General features: G+C 41.2%; 22 protein-coding genes and 1 other RNA gene. 15 read left to right on the top strand and 8 right to left on the bottom strand.

Annotation, left to right across the window (positions count from 1 at the left end):
- The first annotated feature begins 65 nt into the window (after positions 1-65).
- The 4 genes from hupB to C5469_RS10680 all read left to right on the top strand — a co-directional run bounded on the left by hupB (position 66) and on the right by C5469_RS10680 (position 3477).
- Complete coding sequence (hupB, locus tag C5469_RS10695) at positions 66-350, top strand: nucleoid-associated protein HU-beta (RefSeq protein WP_166306093.1); 285 nt, start codon at positions 66-68, stop codon at positions 348-350.
- Positions 351-516: 166 nt separating this feature from the next.
- Positions 517-2388 (top strand): peptidylprolyl isomerase, encoded by a 1872-nt coding sequence (gene ppiD / locus C5469_RS10690; RefSeq protein ID WP_166305941.1) that lies wholly within the window; start codon positions 517-519, stop codon positions 2386-2388.
- Between the two features lie 150 nt (positions 2389-2538).
- A complete protein-coding gene (locus tag C5469_RS10685; RefSeq protein WP_166305938.1) occupies positions 2539-2913 on the top strand; it encodes a ComEA family DNA-binding protein in 375 nt (124 codons plus the stop codon).
- Positions 2914-3069: 156 nt separating this feature from the next.
- A complete protein-coding gene (locus C5469_RS10680) occupies positions 3070-3477 on the top strand; it encodes an acyl-CoA thioesterase (protein WP_166305935.1) in 408 nt (135 codons plus the stop codon).
- Positions 3478-3505: 28 nt separating this feature from the next.
- Here C5469_RS10680 and queC read toward each other — a convergent pair whose 3' ends face one another.
- Both queC and C5469_RS10670 read right to left on the bottom strand, forming a co-directional pair.
- Entirely contained in the window at positions 3506-4204 is a 699-nt protein-coding gene (gene queC, locus C5469_RS10675) for a 7-cyano-7-deazaguanine synthase QueC (protein ID WP_166305932.1), read from the bottom strand.
- A 32-nt stretch (positions 4205-4236) separates the two neighbouring features.
- The gene (locus C5469_RS10670) at positions 4237-5289 is read right to left on the bottom strand and encodes a PLP-dependent cysteine synthase family protein (protein ID WP_166305929.1); all 1053 of its coding nucleotides are present in this window, start codon (positions 5287-5289) and stop codon (positions 4237-4239) included.
- 126 nt (positions 5290-5415) lie between these two features.
- On the opposite strand from C5469_RS10670, the gene C5469_RS10665 reads away from it, so the two are divergent.
- From C5469_RS10665 to amtB, 5 genes are all read left to right on the top strand, one after another.
- Entirely contained in the window at positions 5416-5877 is a 462-nt protein-coding gene (locus tag C5469_RS10665; RefSeq protein ID WP_054476931.1) for an Lrp/AsnC family transcriptional regulator, read from the top strand.
- Positions 5878-5963: 86 nt separating this feature from the next.
- The gene (locus C5469_RS10660; protein WP_166305926.1) at positions 5964-7736 is read left to right on the top strand and encodes a SmdA family multidrug ABC transporter permease/ATP-binding protein; all 1773 of its coding nucleotides are present in this window, start codon (positions 5964-5966) and stop codon (positions 7734-7736) included.
- Positions 7729-9513 (top strand): SmdB family multidrug efflux ABC transporter permease/ATP-binding protein, encoded by a 1785-nt coding sequence (locus C5469_RS10655; protein ID WP_166305923.1) that lies wholly within the window; start codon positions 7729-7731, stop codon positions 9511-9513. Before C5469_RS10660 ends, C5469_RS10655 begins: the two co-directional genes overlap by 8 nt.
- 180 nt (positions 9514-9693) lie before the next feature.
- Positions 9694-10032, top strand: coding sequence for a P-II family nitrogen regulator (gene glnK / locus C5469_RS10650; RefSeq protein ID WP_149616008.1), 339 nt, complete (start codon positions 9694-9696; stop codon positions 10030-10032).
- Between the two features lie 22 nt (positions 10033-10054).
- The gene (gene amtB, locus C5469_RS10645; RefSeq protein ID WP_166305920.1) at positions 10055-11338 is read left to right on the top strand and encodes an ammonium transporter AmtB; all 1284 of its coding nucleotides are present in this window, start codon (positions 10055-10057) and stop codon (positions 11336-11338) included.
- Positions 11339-11417: 79 nt separating this feature from the next.
- On the opposite strand, the gene tesB is transcribed toward amtB, so the two are convergent.
- Complete coding sequence (tesB, locus tag C5469_RS10640) at positions 11418-12281, bottom strand: acyl-CoA thioesterase II (protein WP_166305917.1); 864 nt, start codon at positions 12279-12281, stop codon at positions 11418-11420.
- Positions 12282-12544: 263 nt separating this feature from the next.
- On the opposite strand from tesB, the gene C5469_RS10635 reads away from it, so the two are divergent.
- Both C5469_RS10635 and ffs read left to right on the top strand, forming a co-directional pair.
- Positions 12545-12991: a YbaY family lipoprotein gene (locus C5469_RS10635; protein WP_166305914.1), complete on the top strand. Its 447-nt coding sequence runs from the start codon at positions 12545-12547 to the stop codon at positions 12989-12991.
- Positions 12992-13121: 130 nt separating this feature from the next.
- Positions 13122-13218: signal recognition particle sRNA small type (gene ffs / locus C5469_RS10630), an RNA gene on the top strand.
- A gap of 85 nt (positions 13219-13303) precedes the next feature.
- Here ffs and C5469_RS10625 read toward each other — a convergent pair.
- From C5469_RS10625 to C5469_RS10615, 4 genes are all read right to left on the bottom strand, one after another.
- On the bottom strand, positions 13304-13507 hold the full coding sequence (locus tag C5469_RS10625) for an HHA domain-containing protein (protein WP_011147992.1): 204 nt from the start codon (positions 13505-13507) through the stop codon (positions 13304-13306).
- A gap of 35 nt (positions 13508-13542) precedes the next feature.
- Complete coding sequence (locus C5469_RS24230; protein WP_422615857.1) at positions 13543-13707, bottom strand: hypothetical protein; 165 nt, start codon at positions 13705-13707, stop codon at positions 13543-13545.
- A gap of 840 nt (positions 13708-14547) precedes the next feature.
- Positions 14548-17697: an efflux RND transporter permease subunit gene (locus C5469_RS10620; protein WP_166305911.1), complete on the bottom strand. Its 3150-nt coding sequence runs from the start codon at positions 17695-17697 to the stop codon at positions 14548-14550.
- An 18-nt stretch (positions 17698-17715) separates the two neighbouring features.
- The gene (locus C5469_RS10615; protein ID WP_166305908.1) at positions 17716-18909 is read right to left on the bottom strand and encodes an efflux RND transporter periplasmic adaptor subunit; all 1194 of its coding nucleotides are present in this window, start codon (positions 18907-18909) and stop codon (positions 17716-17718) included.
- Between the two features lie 129 nt (positions 18910-19038).
- Here C5469_RS10615 and acrR point away from each other — a divergent pair, with 129 nt between their 5' ends.
- The 4 genes from acrR (at position 19039) to C5469_RS10595 (ending at position 21980) form a co-directional block, all read left to right on the top strand.
- Positions 19039-19680, top strand: coding sequence for a multidrug efflux transporter transcriptional repressor AcrR (acrR, locus tag C5469_RS10610; RefSeq protein ID WP_166305905.1), 642 nt, complete (start codon positions 19039-19041; stop codon positions 19678-19680).
- 412 nt (positions 19681-20092) lie between these two features.
- Complete coding sequence (locus C5469_RS10605; protein WP_166305902.1) at positions 20093-20767, top strand: energy-coupling factor ABC transporter ATP-binding protein; 675 nt, start codon at positions 20093-20095, stop codon at positions 20765-20767.
- Complete coding sequence (locus C5469_RS10600) at positions 20764-21393, top strand: energy-coupling factor transporter transmembrane component T family protein (RefSeq protein WP_166305899.1); 630 nt, start codon at positions 20764-20766, stop codon at positions 21391-21393. The genes C5469_RS10605 and C5469_RS10600 overlap by 4 nt, the downstream gene beginning before the upstream one ends.
- A gap of 38 nt (positions 21394-21431) precedes the next feature.
- A complete protein-coding gene (locus C5469_RS10595) occupies positions 21432-21980 on the top strand; it encodes a biotin transporter BioY (RefSeq protein WP_166305896.1) in 549 nt (182 codons plus the stop codon).
- Here C5469_RS10595 and C5469_RS10590 read toward each other — a convergent pair.
- A complete protein-coding gene (locus C5469_RS10590; protein WP_166305893.1) occupies positions 21977-22882 on the bottom strand; it encodes a DMT family transporter in 906 nt (301 codons plus the stop codon). The two genes, C5469_RS10595 and C5469_RS10590, sit on opposite strands and share 4 nt — an antisense overlap.
- Positions 22883-22887 lie beyond the last annotated feature (5 nt).

Below are 22887 nucleotides of genomic sequence, written 5' to 3'. Positions count from 1 at the left end.
ACTGCTATCGGGTTATCCGCTAGGATTCTTATGCGATAGTAAAATACTATATGGGGATGATAAGAGTGAATAAATCACAACTGATCGACAAAATTGCTGCTGACTCTAACATTTCTAAAGCAGCTGCAGGGCGTGTAGTAGATGCATTCATTTCTTCTGTAACGGGTGCATTGAAGGATGGCGATGATGTTGCTCTGGTAGGGTTCGGTACTTTTGCCGTTCGTGAACGTTCTGCACGTACTGGTCGTAACCCTCAGACAGGTAAAGAGCTCAAAATTGCTGCGGCTAAAGTACCTGCTTTCCGTCCAGGTAAGAGTTTGAAAGATGCTGTTAACGGTAACACAAACTAAATATTGTTTGTCAGTGCTTGTTATATCGGCAAACTAAACTGACGAGACAGATTTGGTAAGTTAGAATAGAAGCGCATCAATTGATTGGTGCGCTTTTTTTCTCTTAGCGCTTGAATTAGCGTAATATGGTAGTTTCAATTTCACTAAAGCGGAGTTTTGCCTCTTTATGATGGACAACCTACGCACGGCGGCAAACAGTCCTGTGCTTAAAATCGTGCTGGCTCTCATTATTTTGTCTTTTGTACTGACTGGTGTTGGGGGTTATCTGACAAGTGGAACTGGTAGTTATGCTGCCGAAGTGAATGGCCAGACTATCAGTCGTGCTCAATTAGAGCAGGCGTTTCAGCAAGAGAGAAACATGTTGCAAGAACAACTAGGAGATAAATTCTCTGTGTTGGCAAGTAATGAACAAAGCATGAAGCAGATTCGTAGTCAGGCTTTAGAACGTCTGGTTAATAATGCGTTGATTGATCAATATTCCCGTGAGTTAGGTTTGTCTGCTAGCGATGAGCAGGTTAAGGATTCGATCCGAAATACCCCTTATTTTCAGACAAACGGTAAATTTGATAACAACAAATATTTGGAACTGCTCAATCGTTTGAATTTTAGTCCAGATGTTTTTGCTGAACAAACACGCCAGAATTTAATTAATCAGCAATTAATTATGGCTTTTTCTGATAGTGAAGTTGCACTGCCTGGTGAAGTAAAACTCAATGCTGAACTGCTTCTGCAACAACGAACCGTTCGTTTGGTGACATTGGAGCTGAAAAAAATTCAGGCTCAGCAAGAAGTAACAGATAAAGAATTACAAGATTACTACAATCTGAAAAAGGACGGCTTTATTGCTCCTGAAGAAGTGAAAGTTAGCTATATCAAAATGGATGCTGCAGATGAAATAGATAAAGTTTCTGTCACATCAGTTGATATTGATACTTACTATGAGCATAACCTGAAGCGCTATACTCAGCCAGAACAGAAAAAGTATAGCCTGATTCAGCTTTCAACTGAAGCTGAAGCCAAAGTGGTGCTTGATGAGCTGAATAAAGGTGCTGATTTTGGTAAATTGGCGGCTAAAAAATCCACAGATAAATTTTCAGCAAAAAATAATGGTGAGATTGGCTGGATGGAAGAGGATTCTCTTCCTGAAGAGATGAAAAAAGCTAATTTGAAAGAGAAGGGCCAAATTTCTTCCGTTATTAAGGTTCCTAATGGCTTCGCCATTTTCCATTTGGATGATGTTAAGCCTCAAATAACCAAACCTTTGTCTGAAGTTCGCTCTGAAATTGAGAAAACGGTTAAGCAGGAAAAAGCGGTAGATGCTTTCTATGCTCTACAACAGAAAGTTAGTGATGCGGCTACTAGCGATAATGAATCCTTAGCTGCTGCTGAGGAAGCTTCAGGTACTAAGGTTGTGACAACGGGATGGTTTGATCGTAACAATGTGCCAGCAGAGATTAACTTTGGTTCTGTTATTCATGAAATTTTTGAAGGTAATCTTGTTGATGGACAAGGACCAACAGGTGTTAACTCTGATGTGATCTCCGTTGAAGGTGATCGTGCCTTTGTTCTACGTGTAGATAACTACAAACCGGAAACAGTGCAACCATTTGAAAAAGTTAAAGAACAGGTTACCGAACTAGTTAAGCGTCAGAAAGCTGAAAAACAGCTTCAAGTTGAAAGTGAGAGATTGTTAGCCGCTTTAAAAGAAGGCAAAGGTGAACAAGTCTTGAAAGATGCTGGTATTAAGTTTGGTGAGTCTCAGGTTATTCAACGTACACCTCAGAATAATGCATTGGTTGATGCAGTATTTGCTTTACCACAGCCAAAAGAAGGTAAAGCAGAGTATGGTTTAGTGAAAAATAGTCTGGATGACATTGTTCTGATCCAACTGGATAAAGTTACTTCAGGTGTTATATCGGAAGAGCAAATTAAAGGCATGACTGATAGTTACCAGAATGAGATAGGTAACGCTATGCTGGAGTCTTTACTGATTAACCTGCGTGAAAGGGCTAAAATTAAGTTAGGTCATATCGAATAAAGTTTGCGGGGAATATCGCAAATATCTTTGTAATTATCTTGCTAATCAAGGCCGCTTTCGCGGCCTTTCGCATATCTGATACTTGCTCATTGTGCTTAAATTTATCTGTGGCAATCTTCTCTGCGTCAAATAAAACATGGAGGGATTGATATGAAAAAATCGGGAGTTTTATCTATTTTACTTGCTAGCTTGCTTTATGTGTGTGGGGGACAATTTGCAATTGCTGCCGAGCAAGTAAAAGACAAAGTAGCAAAAACAGCCAATACTACCAATAATTCTTCATCAGAAAAGCAGTTACAGCGTCAAGACACTTTGAAAGTAGAAGAAAAGGGAATGGTAAATATTAATACTGCAAGTGCAGAAGAGTTAGCAAAAGCACTGAATGGTATTGGGGTAAAAAAAGCGCAGGGAATTGTTGAATATCGTGAAAAACATGGTGCGTTTACTACAGTGGAACAATTACAGGAGGTTCAGGGAATAGGGCCGGTTTTCATTGAGCGGAACAGAAGTAAGTTAAGTTACTAGTGTATCATCCAGCATCCTCATTCATAATTTGTTTTGTGATTGAGGATGTTGTGAAGTAGATCACATATAAATTACTTTAATTAATGTCAATTTTTTGTTTTGCTATTGTTAAATCAATCTGGTCAGATGAGTGACGTTAACATTAAAGGCAATATTATGAGTTCAATTATAAAAGTTCATGGCTATCATATAGATTTATTTCAACATGTGAACAATGCTCGCTATTTGGAGTTTATGGAAAGTGCCCGCTGGGAATGGTTGCATAAATATTCTGTAGTGGAATGGATACAGAAAAATGATGTTGGGTTTGCGGTGGTTAACATTAATATTAATTATCGTAGTTCAGCAGTTCTTGGCGATGAATTAGAGGTGGATTGCCGATTAACGGAGTTGAGGAATAGAAGTGGTGTATTTTCTCAGCAGATAATACGTAGAAAGGATAATCAACTCATTGCAGATGCGAAAACTACGTTTGTTTGGATTGATAGACAAACGCAGAAAGCGTTGTCTATTGAAGGTGAACTACGTGAAATAATGAAAGCGTTGGTGAAAACAGGACAATGAGAGCAAAAGACTCCCATTGCCATTTGCATTAGGCTAAATGTGTTTTTGCTTTCATTTCAGTCATTATTTTTTCAGGCGCATCCAGATATTGTTCTAGCCCGTTAGCTCTGAGATGGCAAGCAGCACATGTACCACAACCATTACCTTGAATGCCATTGTAACAAGTTAGTGTCTGGCTACGAACAAAGTCTAAATGCTGATAGTAGTCAGACAGCGCCCAAGTTTCAGCTTTGTTGAGCCACATCAATGGGGTTTCAAAACGGATATCACGGGCAATACCAAGGCTTACAGCTTTATTCAGGGCTTTGACAAATTCATCACGGCAATCAGGATAGCCGGAGAAATCAGTCTCGCATACGCCAGTAATGACTGCTTCAGCTTCAACTTGATAAGCATATATAGCAGCTAGAGTCAGGAATAAGATATTGCGACCAGGAACGAATGTGTTGGGTATGGCACTTTTTTCACTTTCATTATAGTCAGGAACAGGGATGTTATCACGAGTCAGGCTGCTAAGAGCGAGTTCGTTAAGCAATGTGACATCCAGAATTTTATGCGCAACAACATTAAGAGAATGGCTGATATTACGTGCAACATCGATTTCAGCACGGTGGCGCTGACCATAATCAAAAGTGACACAGTGTACTTCGTCATATTGATTAATCGCTTGAATAAGGCATGTGGTGGAATCTTGTCCACCACTGAATACAACAACAGCTCGTCTCATTGTAACATCCTCATTGAAATAAAACGGTTATGTTACTTATAACTACAGAGATTGGGTAGTTGCTTGAGGTAAAGTGAAATATCACCAATATTGCTTTTTACCCAGTCTGGGTTGTAATAAGTGTCAAGATAGCGTTCACCACTGTCACACAGCAAAGTTACTATCGATCCCTGTTCTCCACGTTCATGCATTTGTTTAGCGAGAAAGAGGGCTCCCCAGATATTGGTCCCTGTAGATGCACCTACTTTTCTGCCTAGTAGTTTTTCTAGCCAATAGATTGTTGCAACGCTGGCACAATCGGGTACTTGTATCATGTCATCAATAACTGAGGGAATAAAAGAAGGTTCTGCCCGAGGACGACCAATACCCTCAATCTTGCTGCTACAATTGCTAAGAGTGTCACAACAATTTTGACGGTAACAGTCATAAAATACAGAATTTTCCGGATCGACAACGATCAGCTTGGTGTTGTGCCCTTGGTAACGGATATAGCGTCCTAAAGTAGCAGAAGTACCGCCAGTGCCAGCACTCATAACGATGTAATCTGGTTCAGGAAATGGTTCCATTTGCATCTGGCGGAAAATACTTTCAGCAATATTGTTATTACCTCTCCAGTCTGTTGCACGCTCGGCATAAGTAAATTGATCCATATAATGACCATTAAGCTCTTTTGCTAGTCGTTCTGATTCAGCATAGATTTGTGCTGAATGGTCGACAAAATGGCATTTACCTCCATAAAACTCAATTTCCTGAATTTTACGTTTCGCAGTATATGACGGCATAACAGCAATAAAAGGTAATCCAAGCAGACGGGCAAAATAGGCTTCTGATACAGCAGTACTACCAGATGAGGACTCGATAACTGGAGTACCTTCCTTGATCCAACCATTGCTGAGTGCATAAAGGAATAAGGAACGGGCAAGCCTGTGTTTCAGGCTACCGGTTGGGTGAGTACTTTCATCTTTTAGGTATAAATGGATACCAGGAAAAACCAGTAAATTAAGGCGGATAAGGTGAGTATCAGAACTGCGTTGATAGTCTGCCTGAATCTCTTTGATTGCTTTGGTAGTCCAGTTGTGTGACATAAATTACTAACTCTTGATTAGAATATAATTGATGATGAGTAGATTAACTTTATACTGGGAGAAATGGATTATTATTTTTCTTAATATGTGGTTTTTTTATGGAAAAATTTTCTATAAGAGGTGGATATGTTAGACAAAACAGACCGCAAATTGCTTAAGTTATTACAGAAAGATTGCAGCTTGTCACTGAATGCATTGGCGGAAGCAGTTAATCTTACCTCTACACCTTGCTGGAAACGGCTAAAACGGCTTGAAGATGAAGGATATATCGTTGGCAAAGTTGCTCTGCTTGACAGTGAAAAGTTAGGATTAGGATTGACAGTGATTGTGATGATAAGAACGCAGCAGCATAACAGTGGTTGGTATGAGCAATTTGTGGCATTTATAAAGCAAATGCCAGAAGTTTTAGCTTTTTACCGGATGGCTGGTGAATGTGATTATCTAATGCATGTAGAAGTTGTGGATATGAAAAGTTATGATCTGTTCTATAAGCGTATGGTTAACGGTATTCCAGGATTGATTGATGTTACATCTAGCTTTGCGATGGAAAAAATAAAATATACTACTGCATTGCCGATACCAGAATAACTGATTATTATTTAGAAAATTAGTTCAATCACTCTGAATTTTGATCGATATTTACATTATTTATTTCTACTTCGGGATATACACGTGTGAGATTGTTTTCTCAATTAAGTTGGTACTTCCGCAGCGAGTGGCGTCGCTATCTTGGAGCAGTGACTCTGCTTATTATTATCTCTATTTTGCTACTGATTCCCCCATATCTAGTGGGTGCAATTGTTGACGGCATTAGTACCGGGTCTATGTCATCTAACCAATTGATGGTGTGGGTTGGTGTTATGCTGGTCGTTGCATTGATGGTTTATATTCTGCGTTATATATGGCGATTATGGTTGTTTGGGGCGTCATATCAATTAGCGATTAAATTACGCAATAATTTTTACCGGCAACTTAGCCGTCAAAATCCCGAATTTTATCTGCGTCACCGTACGGGGGATTTGATGGCCCATGCTACTAACGATGTGGATCGTGTAGTATTTGCTGCGGGTGAAGGTGTTCTTACTTTAGTTGACTCGTTGGTTATGGGTTGCGCAGTGCTGATTATGATGAGTATACAAATCAGCTGGCAGTTAACTCTGCTATCTTTGTTACCTATGCCTATTATGGCAATTATCATTAAACGATATGGTGATCAGCTTCATGGCCGTTTCAAATCCGCGCAAGGTGCATTTTCTGCTCTGAATAACCAAGTCCAAGAGAGTTTGAGCAGTATCCGAATGATCAAGGCATTTGGCCTTGAAGATCTGCAATCAAATCAGTTTGAACAGGTTGCCGTGGAAGCAGGTCGTAAGAATATGTATGTTGCTAAAGTGGATGCCAGATTTGATCCGACAATTTTTATTGCGATCGGTATGTCAAATTTTTTGGCTATAGGTGGTGGTAGCTGGATGGTGTTGAATGGTGTTTTGACACTTGGTGAACTCACTAGTTTCGTGATGTATCTCGGCTTGATGATTTGGCCAATGTTAGCGTTGGCGTGGATGTTTAATATTGTTGAACGGGGGAGTGCTGCATACAGCCGTATCCGTAGTTTGTTGCAAGAGCCGCCGGTCATTGAGGATGGTACCCGCTATTTATCGCCTGAACGTAGTACTTTGAATGTAAATATCAAAGCGTTTAACTATCCACAGAGTAACAAAACTGTTCTGAATCAGATTAATTTCTGTTTAGCTCCCGGGCAGTTGCTGGGGATTTGTGGTCCGACAGGTTCAGGTAAGAGCACGCTACTTGCGCTGATACAAAGACAGTTTGATGTGACTGATGGAGAAATTCTTTTCCAGTCGATAAAAATTGCTGATATCCGGTTAGATGAGTGGCGAGCGAGGTTTGCTGTTGTAAATCAAACACCTTTTCTATTTTCAGATACAGTTGCCAGGAATATTGCTTTGGGATGTCCAGATGCAACACAGGAACAAATCGAAGAAGTTGCCCGCCTTGCCAATGTCCATGAAGATATTCTTAGTCTACCTGAGGGGTATCAAACGGAAGTGGGTGAGCGTGGTGTGATGCTATCTGGTGGACAGAAACAACGCATTTCTATTGCCAGGGCTTTACTTTTAGATGCAGAGATTTTAATTCTGGATGATTCTTTATCGGCAGTTGATGGGCAAACTGAGTACAATATTTTGCAAAACCTTAGCCAATGGAGGCAACAACGCACCGTTATTATCAGTGCTCACCGCCTATCTGCATTAACTGATGCAGATAATATTCTGGTGATGCAGCAAGGTTCTGTTATACATCAAGGGCGGCATCAACAATTGGTAGAACAGCCAGGATGGTATCGTGATATGTATCATTATCAGCAACTTGAAGCAGCACTAGATGACGAGGAAGGGGTAGTAGAAGGAAATAAAGATGACTAAGGCTCGTCAATTGTGGCCATCTCTGAAACGTCTGTTAGTTTATGGAAAAAATTATCGTAAACCATTAGGGCTGGCGGTACTGATGCTGTGGGGGGCTGCAATTGCGGAAGTAAGCGGCCCGGTTTTAATTAGTTACTTTATCGATAATATGGTTGCAACGGGTAATATGCCTGTTGAAGTGGTTGCAGGGCTAGCTATAACCTTTGTTGTTTTGCAACTGATTACAGCTGCATTGCATTATTTTCAAGCTTTATTGTTCAATCAAGTGTCAGTTGATGTAGTTCAGCAACTTCGTACTGATGTGATGAATGCAGCATTGCGTCAGCCTTTAAGTGCTTTTGATAATCAACCTGTCGGGCAATTAATTTCCCGTGTAACGAACGATACTGAAGTTATTAAAGATCTTTATGTCAATGTGGTTCCGGCAGTATTCCGTAGTATAGCACTAATTGGCGCGATGCTGATTGCTATGTTTATGCTGGAATGGCGTATGGCATTGGTTGCCATTCTTATTTTCCCTGTCGTGTTAATTGTCATGGCAATATATCAGCACCTGAGTACACCTATTATTCGGCGGGTACGTAGTTATCTGGCTGATATTAATGATGACTTTAACGAGATCATCAATGGAATGCATGTTGTTCAGCAATTCAGGCAACAGGCTCGTTTTGGTGAGCGTATATTATTGACTAACCGTGCTCATTATAAAGTGAGAATGCAGGCACTACGGTTGGATGGGCTTTTATTGAGGCCATTACTGAGTTTGTTATCGGCTATGGTGTTGTGTGGTCTTATAGTGCTGTTTGGATTCAGTGGATCAGGGGTGATTGGTGTTGGGGTATTGTATGCTTTTATTAATTACTTAGGGCGACTGAATGAACCACTAATCGAACTGGCTTCTCAGCAATCTATCCTGCAACAGGCTGTAGTTTCTGGTGAGAGGATATTTGAGTTAATGGATAGTCCTCAACAAGGTTATGGCATAGATAGTCAGCCGTTATCCAGCGGTCGGATTGAAATAGAAAATTTGAGTTTTTCTTACCGAGATAACAAAGTAGTTTTACAAGATATCAATGTGCAGATTCCGACCCACGGTTTTGTTGCTTTGGTTGGGCATACTGGCAGTGGTAAAAGTACGTTGGCAAATTTACTGATGGGGTATTACCCGTGGCAGAAGGGGGAAATTTACCTTGACGGCCGATCTGTATCATCCTTGTCTCATTCGGTGTTACGTAATGGAGTGGCAATAGTTCAGCAGGACCCGGTTGTTCTTGTTGACTCTTTCTTTGGTAATATTACGCTTGGTCGGAATATCTCAGAAGAGAAAATCTGGCAGGTATTGGAAACAGTACAATTAGCTGAATTAGTACGTTCATTGCCTAATGGTCTTCATACTATCTTGGGAGAGCAGGGTAATACGTTGTCAGCAGGGCAAAAACAACTGCTTGCTATGGCGAGGGTGTTAGTGCAAACACCGCAAATTTTAATCCTTGATGAAGCGACAGCAAATATCGATTCTGGTACAGAACAAGCGATACAACAGGCTTTGAGATTGATTCGTCAGCAAACGACTTTGATTGTCATTGCTCACCGTCTGTCCACTATTGTAGAAGCCGATACTATTTTAGTGCTGCATCGTGGTGCAATTATTGAACAAGGACGCCATCAGCAGTTATTGGCTGAATGTGGGCGTTATTATCAGATGTATCAGCTACAACAAGTAGGTAATGCATTAAATGAATGCGGCGCAATTTCTGAGAAAGAGATATTGATTTAACTTTATTTGCACTAATCTGGTGCGCTAACGAGGGAGTGCATTCGTTGCTCTCCCTTTCTTCCTCTCCCCGTAATTTGTATTTTCTTTATTATTGTTTGATTTTTATATGTTTTTAATTTCTGGCACATCCCTTGCTATTTACTTAATTGCAAACACAATAGCCGAGTGGTAGGAGGGTATATGAAGCTCATTACGACAATTATAAAGCCATTCAAACTGGAGGATATAAGGGGTGCTCTTTCTGGTCTAGGTGTTCAAGGGCTGACTATAACAGAAGTAAAAGGATTTGGTCGTCAGAAGGGGCATGCAGAGCTTTATCGTGGAGCTGAATACAGCCTTAACTTTTTACCTAAAGTAAAGATAGATATCGCTGTAGCAGATGAATTAGTTGAGGAGGTAATTCATGCTATTCAGCAATCCGCTTTCACTGGAAAAGTTGGTGACGGTAAGATTTTTGTTATCGAATTACAGCAAGCTATTCGTATCAGAACAGGCGAAACCAATGATGCAGCACTATAAGTCACTGATAGAGATAATATATATGAAAAGACAATTCTCTGTGGCTGTCGGTATTGCGGCCAGTTGTTTACCATCATTATCTCAAGCGGCAGAAAGGGTTGCCGACAAAGCAGATAATACTTTTATGATGATTTGTACAGTACTTATTCTGTTTATGACAATTCCGGGAATTGCTCTGTTTTACGGTGGATTGTTGCGGAGCAAAAATGTTTTATCTCTGATGGCTCAGGTTATGGTGAGCTTTGCTCTGGTATGTGTGCTGTGGGTAATTTACGGCTACAGCTTGGCTTTTGAACCGGGAAATGGTTTTTTCGGTAGTTTTAGTCAGATGATGTTGAAGAACTTGGTATTGACTGATTTAACTGGCAGTTTTTATCAATTAATTCATGTGGCATTTCAAGGGTCTTTTGCTTGTATTACAGTCGCCTTGATTATTGGTGCCTTAGGGGAACGTATTCGCTTTCCAGCTTTATTGATTTTCAGCGTGTTATGGCTGACGTTTTCTTATCTACCTATGGCGCATATGGTTTGGGGTGGGGGGATACTTTCACAAGATGGAGCGCTGGATTTTGCTGGTGGCACGGTTGTGCATATTAACGCGGCTGTAGCTGGGCTGGTTGGTGCTTATTTATTGGGAAAACGTACTGGTTTTGGGAAAGAAGCATTCAAGCCACATAATCTGCCAATGGTTTTCATCGGTACAGCTGTACTTTATATCGGTTGGTTTGGTTTTAATGCAGGTTCTGCTGGTGAAGCTAATGAGATAGCTGCTCTGGCATTTTTGAATACAGTTGTGGCGACAGCCGCCGCTATTCTATCGTGGATTTTTGCTGAATGGTTCTTCCGTAATAAGCCATCACTTTTGGGTGCCTGTTCAGGCTGTATTGCTGGGCTGGTTGGTGTTACACCGGCTGCGGGAACAGTTGGTGTCGGTGGGGCTCTTATCATTGGTCTGATAGCTGGTTTTGCAGGACTTTGGGGAGTAGTGATCCTGAAAAGGTGGTTATGTGCTGATGATGTATGTGATGTATTTGGTATACACGGCGTATGTGGGATAGTTGGTTGTCTTTTGACCGGGGTTTTTACAGCTAAGTCGTTGGGAGGAACCGGTTATTCTGAAGGGGTAGCTATGTTGGAGCAAGTTAGTATCCAAGCTTTCAGTATATTAGTTTGTGTAGTTTGGTCAGTAATCGTTGCGTTTATTGCTTTCAAAATAGCAGATCTACTGGTAGGGCTGCGGGTTACTGTTGAAACTGAAAGAGAAGGATTGGATATTAATGCTCACGGCGAGAGTGCTTATAATTAATCTGTAATATAAACGAAACGGCAGCGGTAAGGCCATAAAGTGTGATATTGGTTTCTTATTTGCTGCCTTTGTTATGTTTTTATTTGGTTCGCTTTCTAATCAGTCCTTCCTGTACAGTCGAGGCGATAAGTATCCCTTCACGGTTGTAAATCTGTCCACGAACAAAGCCACGGGCACCAGAGGCTGATGGGCTGTCTATAGCATATAGTAACCAGTCGTCCAGTTTAAATGGGCGGTGGAACCACATAGAATGGTCAATAGTTGCTATCTGGATATTTTTCTCAAGAAATCCGACACCATGAGGCTGCAATGCTGTTGGTAGAAAGTTAAAATCAGAGGCATAGCCAAGCAAGTATTGATGAATTAAAGGATTAGCAGGCATATCACCATTACTGCGAAACCAGACATAGCGTGTAGGTTCTTCTGGTGGACAATTAAATGGGCTGTAATATTTTACGGGCCTCATTTCAAATGGGCATGGAAAGAGAAAAATATTTTGCATTCTTTGTGGTAATAGGTGAGATATTTTCTTCGCAATTTCATCTTGAGGGATGAGTTCCTCTGGATATGGTACATCCGGCATCATATTTTGGTGTTCGAAACCTTCTTCGTAGTTTTGGAATGAGGCCGTCATATAAAAGATAGGTTTGCCATTTTGAATCGCGCTCACTCGTCGGGCGCTGAAACTTCCTCCATCACGTAAAATTTCAACGTCATAGACGATAGGTTTGCTACTGTCTCCGGGACGTAAGAAATAGCTGTGGAAAGAATTACTTATCCGGCTATCTGCGACAGTTTGTGTGGCAGCATAGAGTGCTTGACCGATCACTTGCCCTCCGAAAACCTGAGGAAAACCTAAGTCTTTACTTTGACCCCGGTAAATGCCTTCTTCAATTTTTTCTAGATTCATCAAATTGATCAGATTTTGTAATGACTTACTCATAATATGCCTTTGTTTTTTATTGGGTTATTAAAAATACAACAGGTGATTATTGTCCCATTAATGAATGATAAATAAATAACTAAATTGTAAATGTTTCAGGCCCTGATAGTAGTGCAATAAAGAATATGAGATTTATCTGGGACTTATATTCATTTTTCTAATCTATAATTTAGGTGGCTTAGTTAGGCGGCTTAGATTTAATGGTTTGATATTCAAATTCATTTTATTATTTATATAGATCAGTTAAGAGTGGAGAAGTGTGTATGAAATTATGGCAAATATCTACGAGTGTATTACTGGCAGTTGCTTTGGTTGGGTGTAATAGCAAAGGTACCGAGACAGTAGATACACGGGCAGTGCAGATTGAAAATCCAGTAAAACAGCATTATGTTAAAGGCAATATCAATATCTTACAGCGTATTGCATTGCCAGCGGATGCTATTCTGACGGTGTCTTTATCTGATGTATCTCTGGCTGATGCGCCCTCAATTACTTTATCCCAGAAGAGAGAACGCTTAGACGGAAAACAATCACCTTTCCATTTTGTTCTGCCTTATCGTCCAAGCGACGTTAAGCCAAATGCGCGTATTGTCGTCAGTGCTTCTGTTTCTCTACATAATCGTTTAATGTTTGTTACAGATACTGCGTATGAAGTAATTAATAATGGGAAGACTAAAGATATCGAAATTATACTAAAAGCGGTTAGATAATACATGTTCTTGAGTATTTATTCTTAATGTATAAGAAATCATCATTCGAACCTGCTTGTCTTGCTATTTAGACAGGTATGAATGATAATGGCGCCGCTTTGAAGTCAAAGCAACAAGTCAATGGGGGCTCTGTTGGTTCTCCCGCAACGCTAACTTGTTAACTCGGTCAGGTCCGGAAGGAAGCAGCCATAGCAAGGGATGTGTGTGCCGGGATGTCGCTGGCAGAGCCCTCGCCAATTTTGTTGATAGCTGACCTAATAAGCCGATAGCACTTTACCGGCCCGGATCATTTTCTGTCTGATGAAGACTACTTTAGCGAACGTATTTCCATACTGAAGGTGGAATTCTGTCATACAGTTTATTCATGGTCAGCTCAGCCAGGCGATGATCCGCTGCAGAGTAGAATAGTTCAAGTTCGTCTCCTGAAAGTTCATATTTGTTCTTTTCAATCACACGCTCTAGTGTATCAATCGTGGTGCATTTTCTTAAACGCATCAGATAATCAGTTTTAGTCATAGTCGCCTTTCTTATTAACATATATAAAAAATTATTTAAGGAAATATCAACCAAATTTTTCTCAAGGAACGATTTAAGTCATACAACAAAATGCTGGTTAAACGTTCATTAGTTTTTGGGCATTTTGTAAGTTTAGAAAAACTAATCTCATTGCTTCCAAACAAAGTATAGGTATATGTACCATCAAAATATTCATCAATTCAAGCGAGAAGGCTGAAATCATCAGAATATTTGATTTTAAAGTGCTAAACGAAAGTTGATATGTACTCAATCAATTCATTTAGCTTTAAATTGTCCTGAGACGTAAATGTTATTTACACAACCAGTACCGGTGTACTCTAACACTGGAAGTAACTTCTTGTCTTAGATTCTCACATAAGCATTTTAATTCAGCAATATCATATCATCCTAGTGAATTATTCATCCATGCCATGTTGATCTCCCTGTTATGCTATTACTTAATTTGAGTCAAAGGCTAAACATATACATGTATTATAGAAACTCTTTTTCGAGAGATTATTATTATGTGTCTATAATCGTTCTTTGGGATTATTTATCTTTTTTACAGACGATTCTGGTTTGCTTTTGGTAAAGTAAAATCATCTCTTAACAAAAATTCATACCTTTAACGCAATAAACTATAAATATCGGCCAGTATATGTGAATTAATATGTAGGCTTATATAAAATAGCATTACCCTCAGATGCTAGTAACAGCAGATTATAGCCTGATGGCTACAATAATCAACGAATATAACATCATTATTACATAAGTCACTATGTGCTGGTATTGTTTTTTGTCATTTAATGTAAAAAAGATAAAGCAGTTCTTGTCCAACAACTTTCCCATTAATTTTATCAAAGTTAGTAATGTCCGGATTTATAAGGATATTTTTTTGCTCATAAGTAGTAATTTTAATTAAATTTGAACGAAATTATGTAAAAGTTAAGCGGACAGGTTGATGATCAGAATTTGCTTAATGGAAGCAACTATTACATTAAGAAGGCCGTTAAACGGCCTTCCATTATTGGTTAGTTGCATTAGTGAGATTCTGATGCTGGCTCAATCTCCTCTGCTTTCTTACTGAAACGTCGTTTGATAACCACAAAGAATACTGGTACGAAAAAGATAGCTAGCGAGGTAGCGGCAATCATCCCACCTAATACCCCGGTACCTACTGCGTTTTGAGAGCCGGAACCTGCTCCGTTACTCAGTACTAGAGGGAGGACACCCAGCATAAATGCCAATGATGTCATCAGGATGGGACGAAGACGCATTCTTACCGCATCTAACGTAGCTTCTATCAGCCCTTTGCCTTCTTTTTCCATCAAATCCTTAGCAAATTCAACGATTAGGATTGCATTCTTTGCTGACAAGCCGATGGTGGTTAACAAGCCAACTTTGAAATAAACGTCGTTATCTAGATCTCGGAATGTCGTTGCTAACAAAGCTCCAATGATACCCAATGGCACTACCAACATGACTGAGAAAGGAATTGACCAGCTTTCATACAGTGCAGCCAGGCAGAGGAACACCACTATCAATGACAATGCATATAGAGCAGGCGCCTGATTACCTGACAGGCGTTCTTGATAAGACATACCTGTCCAGTCAAAACCGATGCCATTTGGTAATTGGGATGCCAGTTCTTCCATCAAGGCCATTGCATCACCAGTACTTTTGCCGGGAGCTGCTTCACCCAGAATTTCCATTGATGGTAGACCGTTATAGCGCTCCAAACGTGGTGAGCCATACGACCATGGTTCTTTAGACGTATCTGCAAAGGCAGAGAATGGAACCATTTCACCTTGTTTGTTACGGACATATAGTTTGTAGATGTCACTTGGCAGCATACGATAAGGTGCTTCTGACTGAACGTAAACTTTTTTGACACGACCACGGTCGATAAAGTCGTTCACATAGTGGCTACCAAACATCGTGCTTAGCGTTGAATTGATATCAGAGATGGAAACACCTAAAGCTTCAGCCTTTTCCTGATCAATCCTAACCCGATATTGAGGAGTATCTTCCTGACCATTAGGGCGAACACCTACTAACATATCTGGATGTTGTTGTATCATGCCAAGCAATTGGTTACGGGCTTCGGTTAGTTTGTCATGCCCAAGGTTTGCTCTGTCAATTAATTCGAAATCAAAACCGGTTGCTGAGCCTAACTCTACGATTGCAGGGACGTTAAACGCAAAAACCATGCCTTCTTTGATTTTCTGGAAGTGAGCACTTGCCCTGGCAACAATAGCAGGTACTTTATTTTCAGCTCCAGGACGCTCACTCCAGTCTTTCAGGCTCATAAATGCTAGACCGGTATTTTGCCCCTGACCATTGAAACCAAAGCCACTTACTGTAAATACAGAAACCACACGATCTTTTTCTTCTGTACGGAAATAGTGACTTACTTTATCCAGAACTTTCTGTGTCTGTTCTTGTGTTGCACCAGCAGGCAATTGAACCATTGTCAGCAATACGCCTTGATCTTCTTCAGGAAGGAAAGAGGATGGCAGACGAGTGAACATGACAGCCATACCTGCAACCAGCAATACATAAATCACCAGATAACGGCCTGTATTGCGTAGAATGCGGCCGACACTGTCAGTATAGTGGTGGGTACTTTTATCAAACATGCGGTTAAACCAGCCAAAGATCCCGGTTTGTTTACTGTGACTACCTTTAGCAACTGGTTTCAGCATGGTAGCACACAGAGCAGGTGTCAGGATTAATGCTACTAATACAGACAGTACCATTGAAGATACGATGGTGATTGAGAACTGACGATAAATTGCACCGGTTGAGCCACCGAAGAAGGCCATTGGAACAAATACGGCAGACAGTACCATAGCGATACCAACCAAGGCGCTTTGGATTTGCCCCATTGATTTCTTGGTTGCTTCTTTCGGCGATAATCCTTCTTCTTGCATAACACGTTCAACGTTTTCTACCACAACAATGGCATCATCTACCAGTAAGCCGATGGCGAGTACCATAGCGAACATAGTCAATGTATTTATTGAATAGCCAAATGCGGCGAGTATCGCAAATGTTCCCAACAATACGACTGGGACCGCAATGGTAGGAATAAGCGTTGCGCGGAAGTTTTGCAGGAACAGATACATTACCACGAACACCAGCATAATTGCTTCAACTAGTGTTTTTACTACTTCGTTAATAGAAATTTTAACGAATGGGGTGGTGTCATATGGATATACGATTTTCAGCCCGTGAGGGAAGAAAGGTTCCATATTTTTTAGGGCTTCTTTTACCGCTTTAGATGTATCCAGAGCGTTAGCGCCTGTTGCTAGTTTGATACCAATACCAGCAGCAGGTTTGCCATTAAAGCGGCCAATGAGGTTGTAGCTTTCTGCACCTAGCTCCACTTTTGCTACATCTTTCAGACGGATCTGAGAACCGTCGGTATTAATACGCAGAAGAATATTGCTGAACTCTTCAGGTGAAGTCAGGCGTGTTTGGGCAATAATTGAAGCATTCAACCGTTGACCTGGAACTGGGGGAGTTCCCCCTAATTGACCGGCTGCTATTTGATTATTTTGTGCTTTAATTGCATTTATTACATCCAGAGTCGTCATTTTGTAGTTAATGAGCTTGTCAGGATTCAACCAGATACGCATTGCATACTGGTTACCGAATAGCATTGCATCACCTACACCAGTTACACGGCTCAGAGGATCTTTAATGTTTGCACCTACATAGTCAGAGATATCCTCCTGAGACATAGTTCCATCTTCAGAGGTGAATCCTGTGACCATCAGGAAGGCGTTGGTGGACTTATCGACACGTATCCCTTGCTGCTGCACTTCCTGAGGTAACAGAGGCATAGCCAGTTGCAGTTTGTTTTGTACCTGTACCTGTGCAATATCAGGGTTAGTGCCTGCTTCAAAGGTTAGTGTAATGTTCATGTTCCCAGCAGAGTCACTGTCGGAAGACATATAAACCAAGTTATCGATACCATTCATATTTTGTTCGATAACTTGGGTAACTGTGTTTTGCACAGTAGTCGCATCAGCACCGGGATAAGTTGCAGAGATAGAAATCGCCGGTGGTGCGATAGTAGGGTACTGCGCCACAGGTAATTTTATAATTGCCAGCAGCCCAGCCAGCATGGTGATGATTGCGATTACCCATGCAAATATTGGGCGATCTATAAAAAACTTAGGCATGAATCACCGACTCCTTAATTAAGACTTTTTCGCAGGCTCAGCTTGGTTTGCAGCAGGTTTTGCGTTTAAATCCACTTCTTCTGCTTTGACCGGTATACCAGGCTTAATTTTTTGTAAACCAGTGACGATAACCCGATCACCTGTTTTCAGGCCGGAAGTTACTAGCCATTTATCACCAATAGCCTGATTTGCAGTGATAATGCGTAGTTCGACATTTTCACCTTTACCAACTACCATGACGCTAGCTTCGCCACGAGGTGTACGGGTAACTCCTTGTTGGGGAACCAATATTGAGTCATGACGAACACCATCTTCCAGTTTTGCACGAACAAACATACCTGGCAGTAATTCTTCTTTCGGATTAGGGAATACTGCACGGATATTAATAGAACCCGTTGTTTCATCTACAGTAATATCGGAGAATTCCAGATAGCCTGTTTCACTGTATTCTTTACCGTTTTCCATGATCAGATGAACTTTAGGTTTACTGTTCTCTTTCAGCACAATACCTTTAGCGATTTCATTTTTTAGGCGCAGGTAATCATCGCTTGACTGAGTGACATCCACATAAATTGGGTCCAACTGTTGAATAGTCGTCAGTGCTGTTGGTTGACCAACAGAGACCAGAGCACCCTCTGTAATAGTCGATTTGCCGGAGCGGCCACTAATCGGTGCGGTCACTTTGGTGTATGCCAAATTGATACGGGCAGTTTCTACAGCAGCTTTTGCTGCCTGTACTGCCGCATTCGCCTGTGCATAATCAGCATTGGCTTTATCAAATTCCTGTTGACTAATGTAGTTTGTTCCTAACAGTGGCTTATAGCGGTTCACTGTCAGGCGCGTAATCTCTGCATTAGCTTGAGCTTTTGCCAAGTCAGCTTTTGCACTGTCATAGGCAGCCTGGTAAGTCGCTGGATCTATTTGGTATAAGGATGTACCTGCTTTTACATCGTTTCCTTCTTCATAATTGCGTTGCAGAATTATACCACCTACTTGCGGACGGACTTCTGCAATACGGAAAGCTGATGTTCGGCCTGGCAGTTCGGTCGTGACCATCAGAGGTTCAGTTTTCAGCGTCACGATACCGACTTCAGGAGCCTGTTGGTTCCCAGCAGCTTGCTGAGAGTCTTTGTCGTTACATCCTGAAAGAGCTAAGCTACCTGAGAGTACCAGTACTGTAGCCAGAGGCAAAACTCCCCTGTTTATTCGCATAAGTAAACCTCAATATTTTTAAATGTTAATCTTTCAATCCGTAAAACCATTACTCCATTAATAACAGCATGCTATAATACAAACATACATGAATGTATGTAAATCAACTTCAGGCTAAAAACAGAGTATATGGCACGAAAAACTAAACAACAGGCTGAGGAGACCCGGCAACAGATTATAGACGCGGCTATAAAAGAGTTCTCTGAGCGCGGTGTCTCGGCTACTTCACTGACAGATATTGCTACAGCGGCTGGGGTAACCCGAGGGGCAATTTACTGGCATTTTAAAAATAAAGTAGACCTGTTTTCTGAAGCTTGTAAAATATCAGATTCTAAGATTGATGAATTAGAAAAAGAGTATCAAGCAAAATATTCGAATAATCCACTCCTGATTTTAAGAACTTTCATAATCCATATTTTGACGTCGGTTGTTGACGATCCGAAAAGTCGGCTATTAATGGAGATTTTTTTCCATAAATGTGAGTTTGTTGGTGAAATGTCTGCCTTGGTGGAAGCTCGTCAGGAACTGTGTGTTGCAGACTATGTTCGTATTGAAGAGTCACTTTCTAATTGTATTGCATCAGGTCAGCTTCCTTATAATCTGAATCTGAGGCGGGCCGCTATCATGTTGAGAGGGTTGATAACCGGTTTGCTGGAGAATTGGTTGTTTGCACCAGATAGTTTTGATATTCAGAAAGAAGCCGAATCGTTAACGGATAGCTTTATCGATGTACTTAAATATAGTGAGTATATGAAAATCGATGAAAAATGAAGAACCAGAATATAGAGGAGTTCTATTTTGGTAATTACTTAATATAGCTTGGCTAATGGTCAAAAGCCATTATCTTGTGCTCTTCGTTTATCTATAAAAAGAACAATACCCAGAAACTAGCCCAAAGTTATATCTAATATCAGATACTATTGCTACCAATCTTCAGGGCCGTAACCCTTAAGGAAAGTTATAGCCTAAAGCAAATGCTGGTGATTCTGACTGCATAAAATATACCGGTAGAATTCAGCAATACTAGTACAGATGCTTGTGATATCAGTGAGTTGAAATTGGTCAGCGGTGTTGAAATCAGTACATTAGTTGAATTTGCCCGGTAGACGCTTTGCAGTCAGGTCGAGTTTTGAGTTGATGCAGCGCTGTGTAGCTGGTCGTAGCTGTTGAGGAATAACTATCTATGCTGGAAATACAAAATGTAACGCATGCTTACGGCGAGCGTGTGATATTGAAAGACTTAAATTTGCAGCTGAAGGAAAAAAGAATTGCCATCATAGGTAGTAACGGCTGTGGCAAGAGTACATTCGTGCGTCTTCTCAATGGATTATTGGTACCGAAAAGGGGTGATGTTCTGGTGGATGGTTTGAACACTAGAACAGATGGTAAAGCGATCCGGCGCAAGGTCGGTTTTGTATTCCAGAATCCTGATAATCAGATCGTTTTTCCCGTTGTTGAAGAGGATTTGGCCTTTGGAATGAAAAATCTCGGTTTTACCAAGGACACGATTCAACAGAGAATTCAGGAGGCACTTTCGCGATATGATTTACTTCAGTTTAGAGAGTATCCTGCCCATCTTTTAAGTGGTGGTCAGAAACAACTCCTTGCAATCTCAGGTGTTCTTGTGATGGACCCCGCTTACATAATTTTCGATGAGCCTACAACTTTGCTTGATTTGCGAAATAAACGCCGTGTTGCCGAAGCAATCGATAACTTATCTCAAACGGTGATTGTAGTATCTCATGACCTTGAGTTTCTGGCAGGGTTTGATCGCGTGCTTGTTTTCGATGATGGTCAGGTGGTTGCCGACGACATTCCCTCCATCGCTATTCCTGAGTATGTAAGGATGATGTCATGAGCTTGTCTGGGAATGAGCATGGTTCATCATTTGTACATCGAGCCAGTCCAGGGCTCAAGATTGTTTCTTTGATTATTTTAGGAACATTACTCTTCATTGTTCCGCGTATTGATCTTTCAGTTGCAGCTTTGGCAGGCATCATACTTTTATATTTGTTAGCCAGAATCTCATTGAAAACAGCTTGGGCGCAACTGCGACCGGCTATATGGGTTCTGTCACTTATTTTTATCGTCCAAGTGTTTCTGCATCATTGGACTGTTGGTGTTCTTGTGGTAGTTCGCCTTGTTTCACTTTTGCTGCTGGCGTCGCTGGTCACTTTCACTACTCGTACCTCTGATATGATTGACGCATTGGAAAAGGGCTTTGGGTGGTTGTACTATTTTGGTGTTAATCCTGGAAAAGTGAGCCTAGCGTTATCGCTTGCTTTACGATTTATCCCTGTTCTAGCGTCAATTACAGGGGAAGTACGGGAAGCGCAGAAAGCAAGGGGTCTTGACAAGAGTGTCATAGCAATTGCGGTGCCCGTTATCGTAAGAACGCTTAAGATGGCAGATGATATCTCTGCTGCTATCGACGCCCGCTCCTATGATCCCGGGTTTGAGAGAAAGAAATCAAACAGTAAATAAAGCACAATTTGTAGCCTATCGAAAAGAAAGGGGATCAAATGTCCACGAAAGATATTGTTTATATCGCATTATTTGCTGCACTAACCGCAGCGCTGGGTTTATTTCCACCATTGGCACTTCCTGTTGTGGGCGTTCCGATAACGGCTCAATCAATGGGAGCGATGCTCGCTGGCGCTATTGTTGGTGCAAAACGCGGGGGATTAGCATTGCTGCTTTTTTGTGTGCTCGTTGCAATCGGATTACCGGTAATGGCTGGAGGTATGGGGGGATTTGGGGTATTTCTCAGTCCGAGTGGTGGTTTTGTTTTGGCATGGCCGATTGCAGCTTTTGTCATCGGCTATTTGTATGAACAGAATCTTGCAAAGCTGAATGTTTTTAAAGAATCTGGATTTCTTGTCTTTGGTGGGATAGTGCTTGTTTACGTGATTGGCATTCCATGGGTTGCAGCATTTGCCAATATCAACCTCTGGCAAGCAACCGTAGGTTCGATTGGATTCATACCAGGAGATATTATCAAAGTCATACTGGTTATCTTGATTGCTAAAACTGTTCGTCGGGCTTACCCTACTCATGAGTCACATTTTTAAACGTTGGTCTTTGTGACTGGTTGGTACTTGGTTGTGAGCACCCAATAGTTGCCGCTAAGAGTCATCATTGTACCGACTATGGCCCAGATAGTTGGACGATAGCCTTCTGTCACGCTGGAGATGGCTAATGCTACAAGTGGAACGAGAAGCATCGTATAAGCTCCTCGTTCTGCACCCAAACGGCCAACAACAGCGAAATAAGTTGTGTATCCAATCACAGAAGGAAATAGGATCAAATAGAATAGAGATGCTACGTAGATTGGTGACGGATCAAAGCTAAATGTCTGCTTGGTTAATAAAGCATAGCTGAGCAGGAATATAGCGCCATATCCCATAGAAATACCGGTCATTGGTAGAACAGTGATACCTTTTCTTTGTAATTGAACTGCGGAAATGTTGGCGAATGAGAACGCTAGGGTTGCGGAGATGGCGTAACCGAATCCTGCCCAATTCCACTCATTATTAAAAAATTCTGGACTGAAGACTAAAATTATCCCTGCTAGACCGACTAGCGCACCTACCAGAACTGTTCGTGAAGTTGATTGCCGTAGAAAGAGAGTGGTATTCACGGAATTGAATAATATGACTAAAGAGTAGATGAGAGCGATTAAACCGGTGGTGATCAAGGCCGCAGCCTTGTAAATTAGTAAGAATGCAATAGCAAATCCGCACGCTCCGAGCGAAGCGAAGGAAAGGTGATCGCGCCAGGTATATGTGAGTTTTTCCCGCGAAATTGCCGCGATCAGAAGTAACAATCCTGATGCACACCCAAAACGATAAATCAGAGATATTGCAGGCGAAACGTCAGTTAATTGCAGTTTTGCTGCATACCACGATGTTCCTCCCGTGATGATCGTCACGATGTACAGAACAGCGGTAGCGTAAGAAAAGGTCATCTTCATGCTTA

Origin of the sequence: Photorhabdus cinerea, assembly GCF_011189575.1 — a bacterium.
GTDB classification, from domain to species: Bacteria; Pseudomonadota; Gammaproteobacteria; order Enterobacterales; family Enterobacteriaceae; genus Photorhabdus; species Photorhabdus cinerea.
Note: the sequence above shows the minus strand (reverse complement) of the source record. Positions and strands in the feature narration are given on the sequence as shown.

Excerpts from the sequence above, each read along its gene's own strand:
- ppiD (WP_166305941.1), top strand. The coding sequence starts at position 517 with ATGATGGACAACCTACGCACGGCGGCAAACAGTCCTGTGCTTAAAATC.
- C5469_RS10685 (WP_166305938.1), top strand. The coding sequence starts at position 2,539 with ATGAAAAAATCGGGAGTTTTATCTATTTTACTTGCTAGCTTGCTTTAT.
- C5469_RS10680 (WP_166305935.1), top strand. The coding sequence starts at position 3,070 with ATGAGTTCAATTATAAAAGTTCATGGCTATCATATAGATTTATTTCAA.
- queC (WP_166305932.1), bottom strand. The coding sequence starts at position 4,204 with ATGAGACGAGCTGTTGTTGTATTCAGTGGTGGACAAGATTCCACCACA.
- C5469_RS10670 (WP_166305929.1), bottom strand. The coding sequence starts at position 5,289 with ATGTCACACAACTGGACTACCAAAGCAATCAAAGAGATTCAGGCAGAC.
- C5469_RS10665 (WP_054476931.1), top strand. The coding sequence starts at position 5,416 with ATGTTAGACAAAACAGACCGCAAATTGCTTAAGTTATTACAGAAAGAT.
- C5469_RS10655 (WP_166305923.1), top strand. The coding sequence starts at position 7,729 with ATGACTAAGGCTCGTCAATTGTGGCCATCTCTGAAACGTCTGTTAGTT.
- glnK (WP_149616008.1), top strand. The coding sequence starts at position 9,694 with ATGAAGCTCATTACGACAATTATAAAGCCATTCAAACTGGAGGATATA.
- amtB (WP_166305920.1), top strand. The coding sequence starts at position 10,055 with ATGAAAAGACAATTCTCTGTGGCTGTCGGTATTGCGGCCAGTTGTTTA.
- tesB (WP_166305917.1), bottom strand. The coding sequence starts at position 12,281 with ATGAGTAAGTCATTACAAAATCTGATCAATTTGATGAATCTAGAAAAA.
- C5469_RS10635 (WP_166305914.1), top strand. The coding sequence starts at position 12,545 with ATGAAATTATGGCAAATATCTACGAGTGTATTACTGGCAGTTGCTTTG.
- C5469_RS10625 (WP_011147992.1), bottom strand. The coding sequence starts at position 13,507 with ATGACTAAAACTGATTATCTGATGCGTTTAAGAAAATGCACCACGATT.
- C5469_RS10620 (WP_166305911.1), bottom strand. The coding sequence starts at position 17,697 with ATGCCTAAGTTTTTTATAGATCGCCCAATATTTGCATGGGTAATCGCA.
- C5469_RS10615 (WP_166305908.1), bottom strand. The coding sequence starts at position 18,909 with ATGCGAATAAACAGGGGAGTTTTGCCTCTGGCTACAGTACTGGTACTC.
- acrR (WP_166305905.1), top strand. The coding sequence starts at position 19,039 with ATGGCACGAAAAACTAAACAACAGGCTGAGGAGACCCGGCAACAGATT.
- C5469_RS10605 (WP_166305902.1), top strand. The coding sequence starts at position 20,093 with ATGCTGGAAATACAAAATGTAACGCATGCTTACGGCGAGCGTGTGATA.
- C5469_RS10600 (WP_166305899.1), top strand. The coding sequence starts at position 20,764 with ATGAGCTTGTCTGGGAATGAGCATGGTTCATCATTTGTACATCGAGCC.
- C5469_RS10595 (WP_166305896.1), top strand. The coding sequence starts at position 21,432 with ATGTCCACGAAAGATATTGTTTATATCGCATTATTTGCTGCACTAACC.
- C5469_RS10590 (WP_166305893.1), bottom strand. The coding sequence starts at position 22,882 with ATGAAGATGACCTTTTCTTACGCTACCGCTGTTCTGTACATCGTGACG.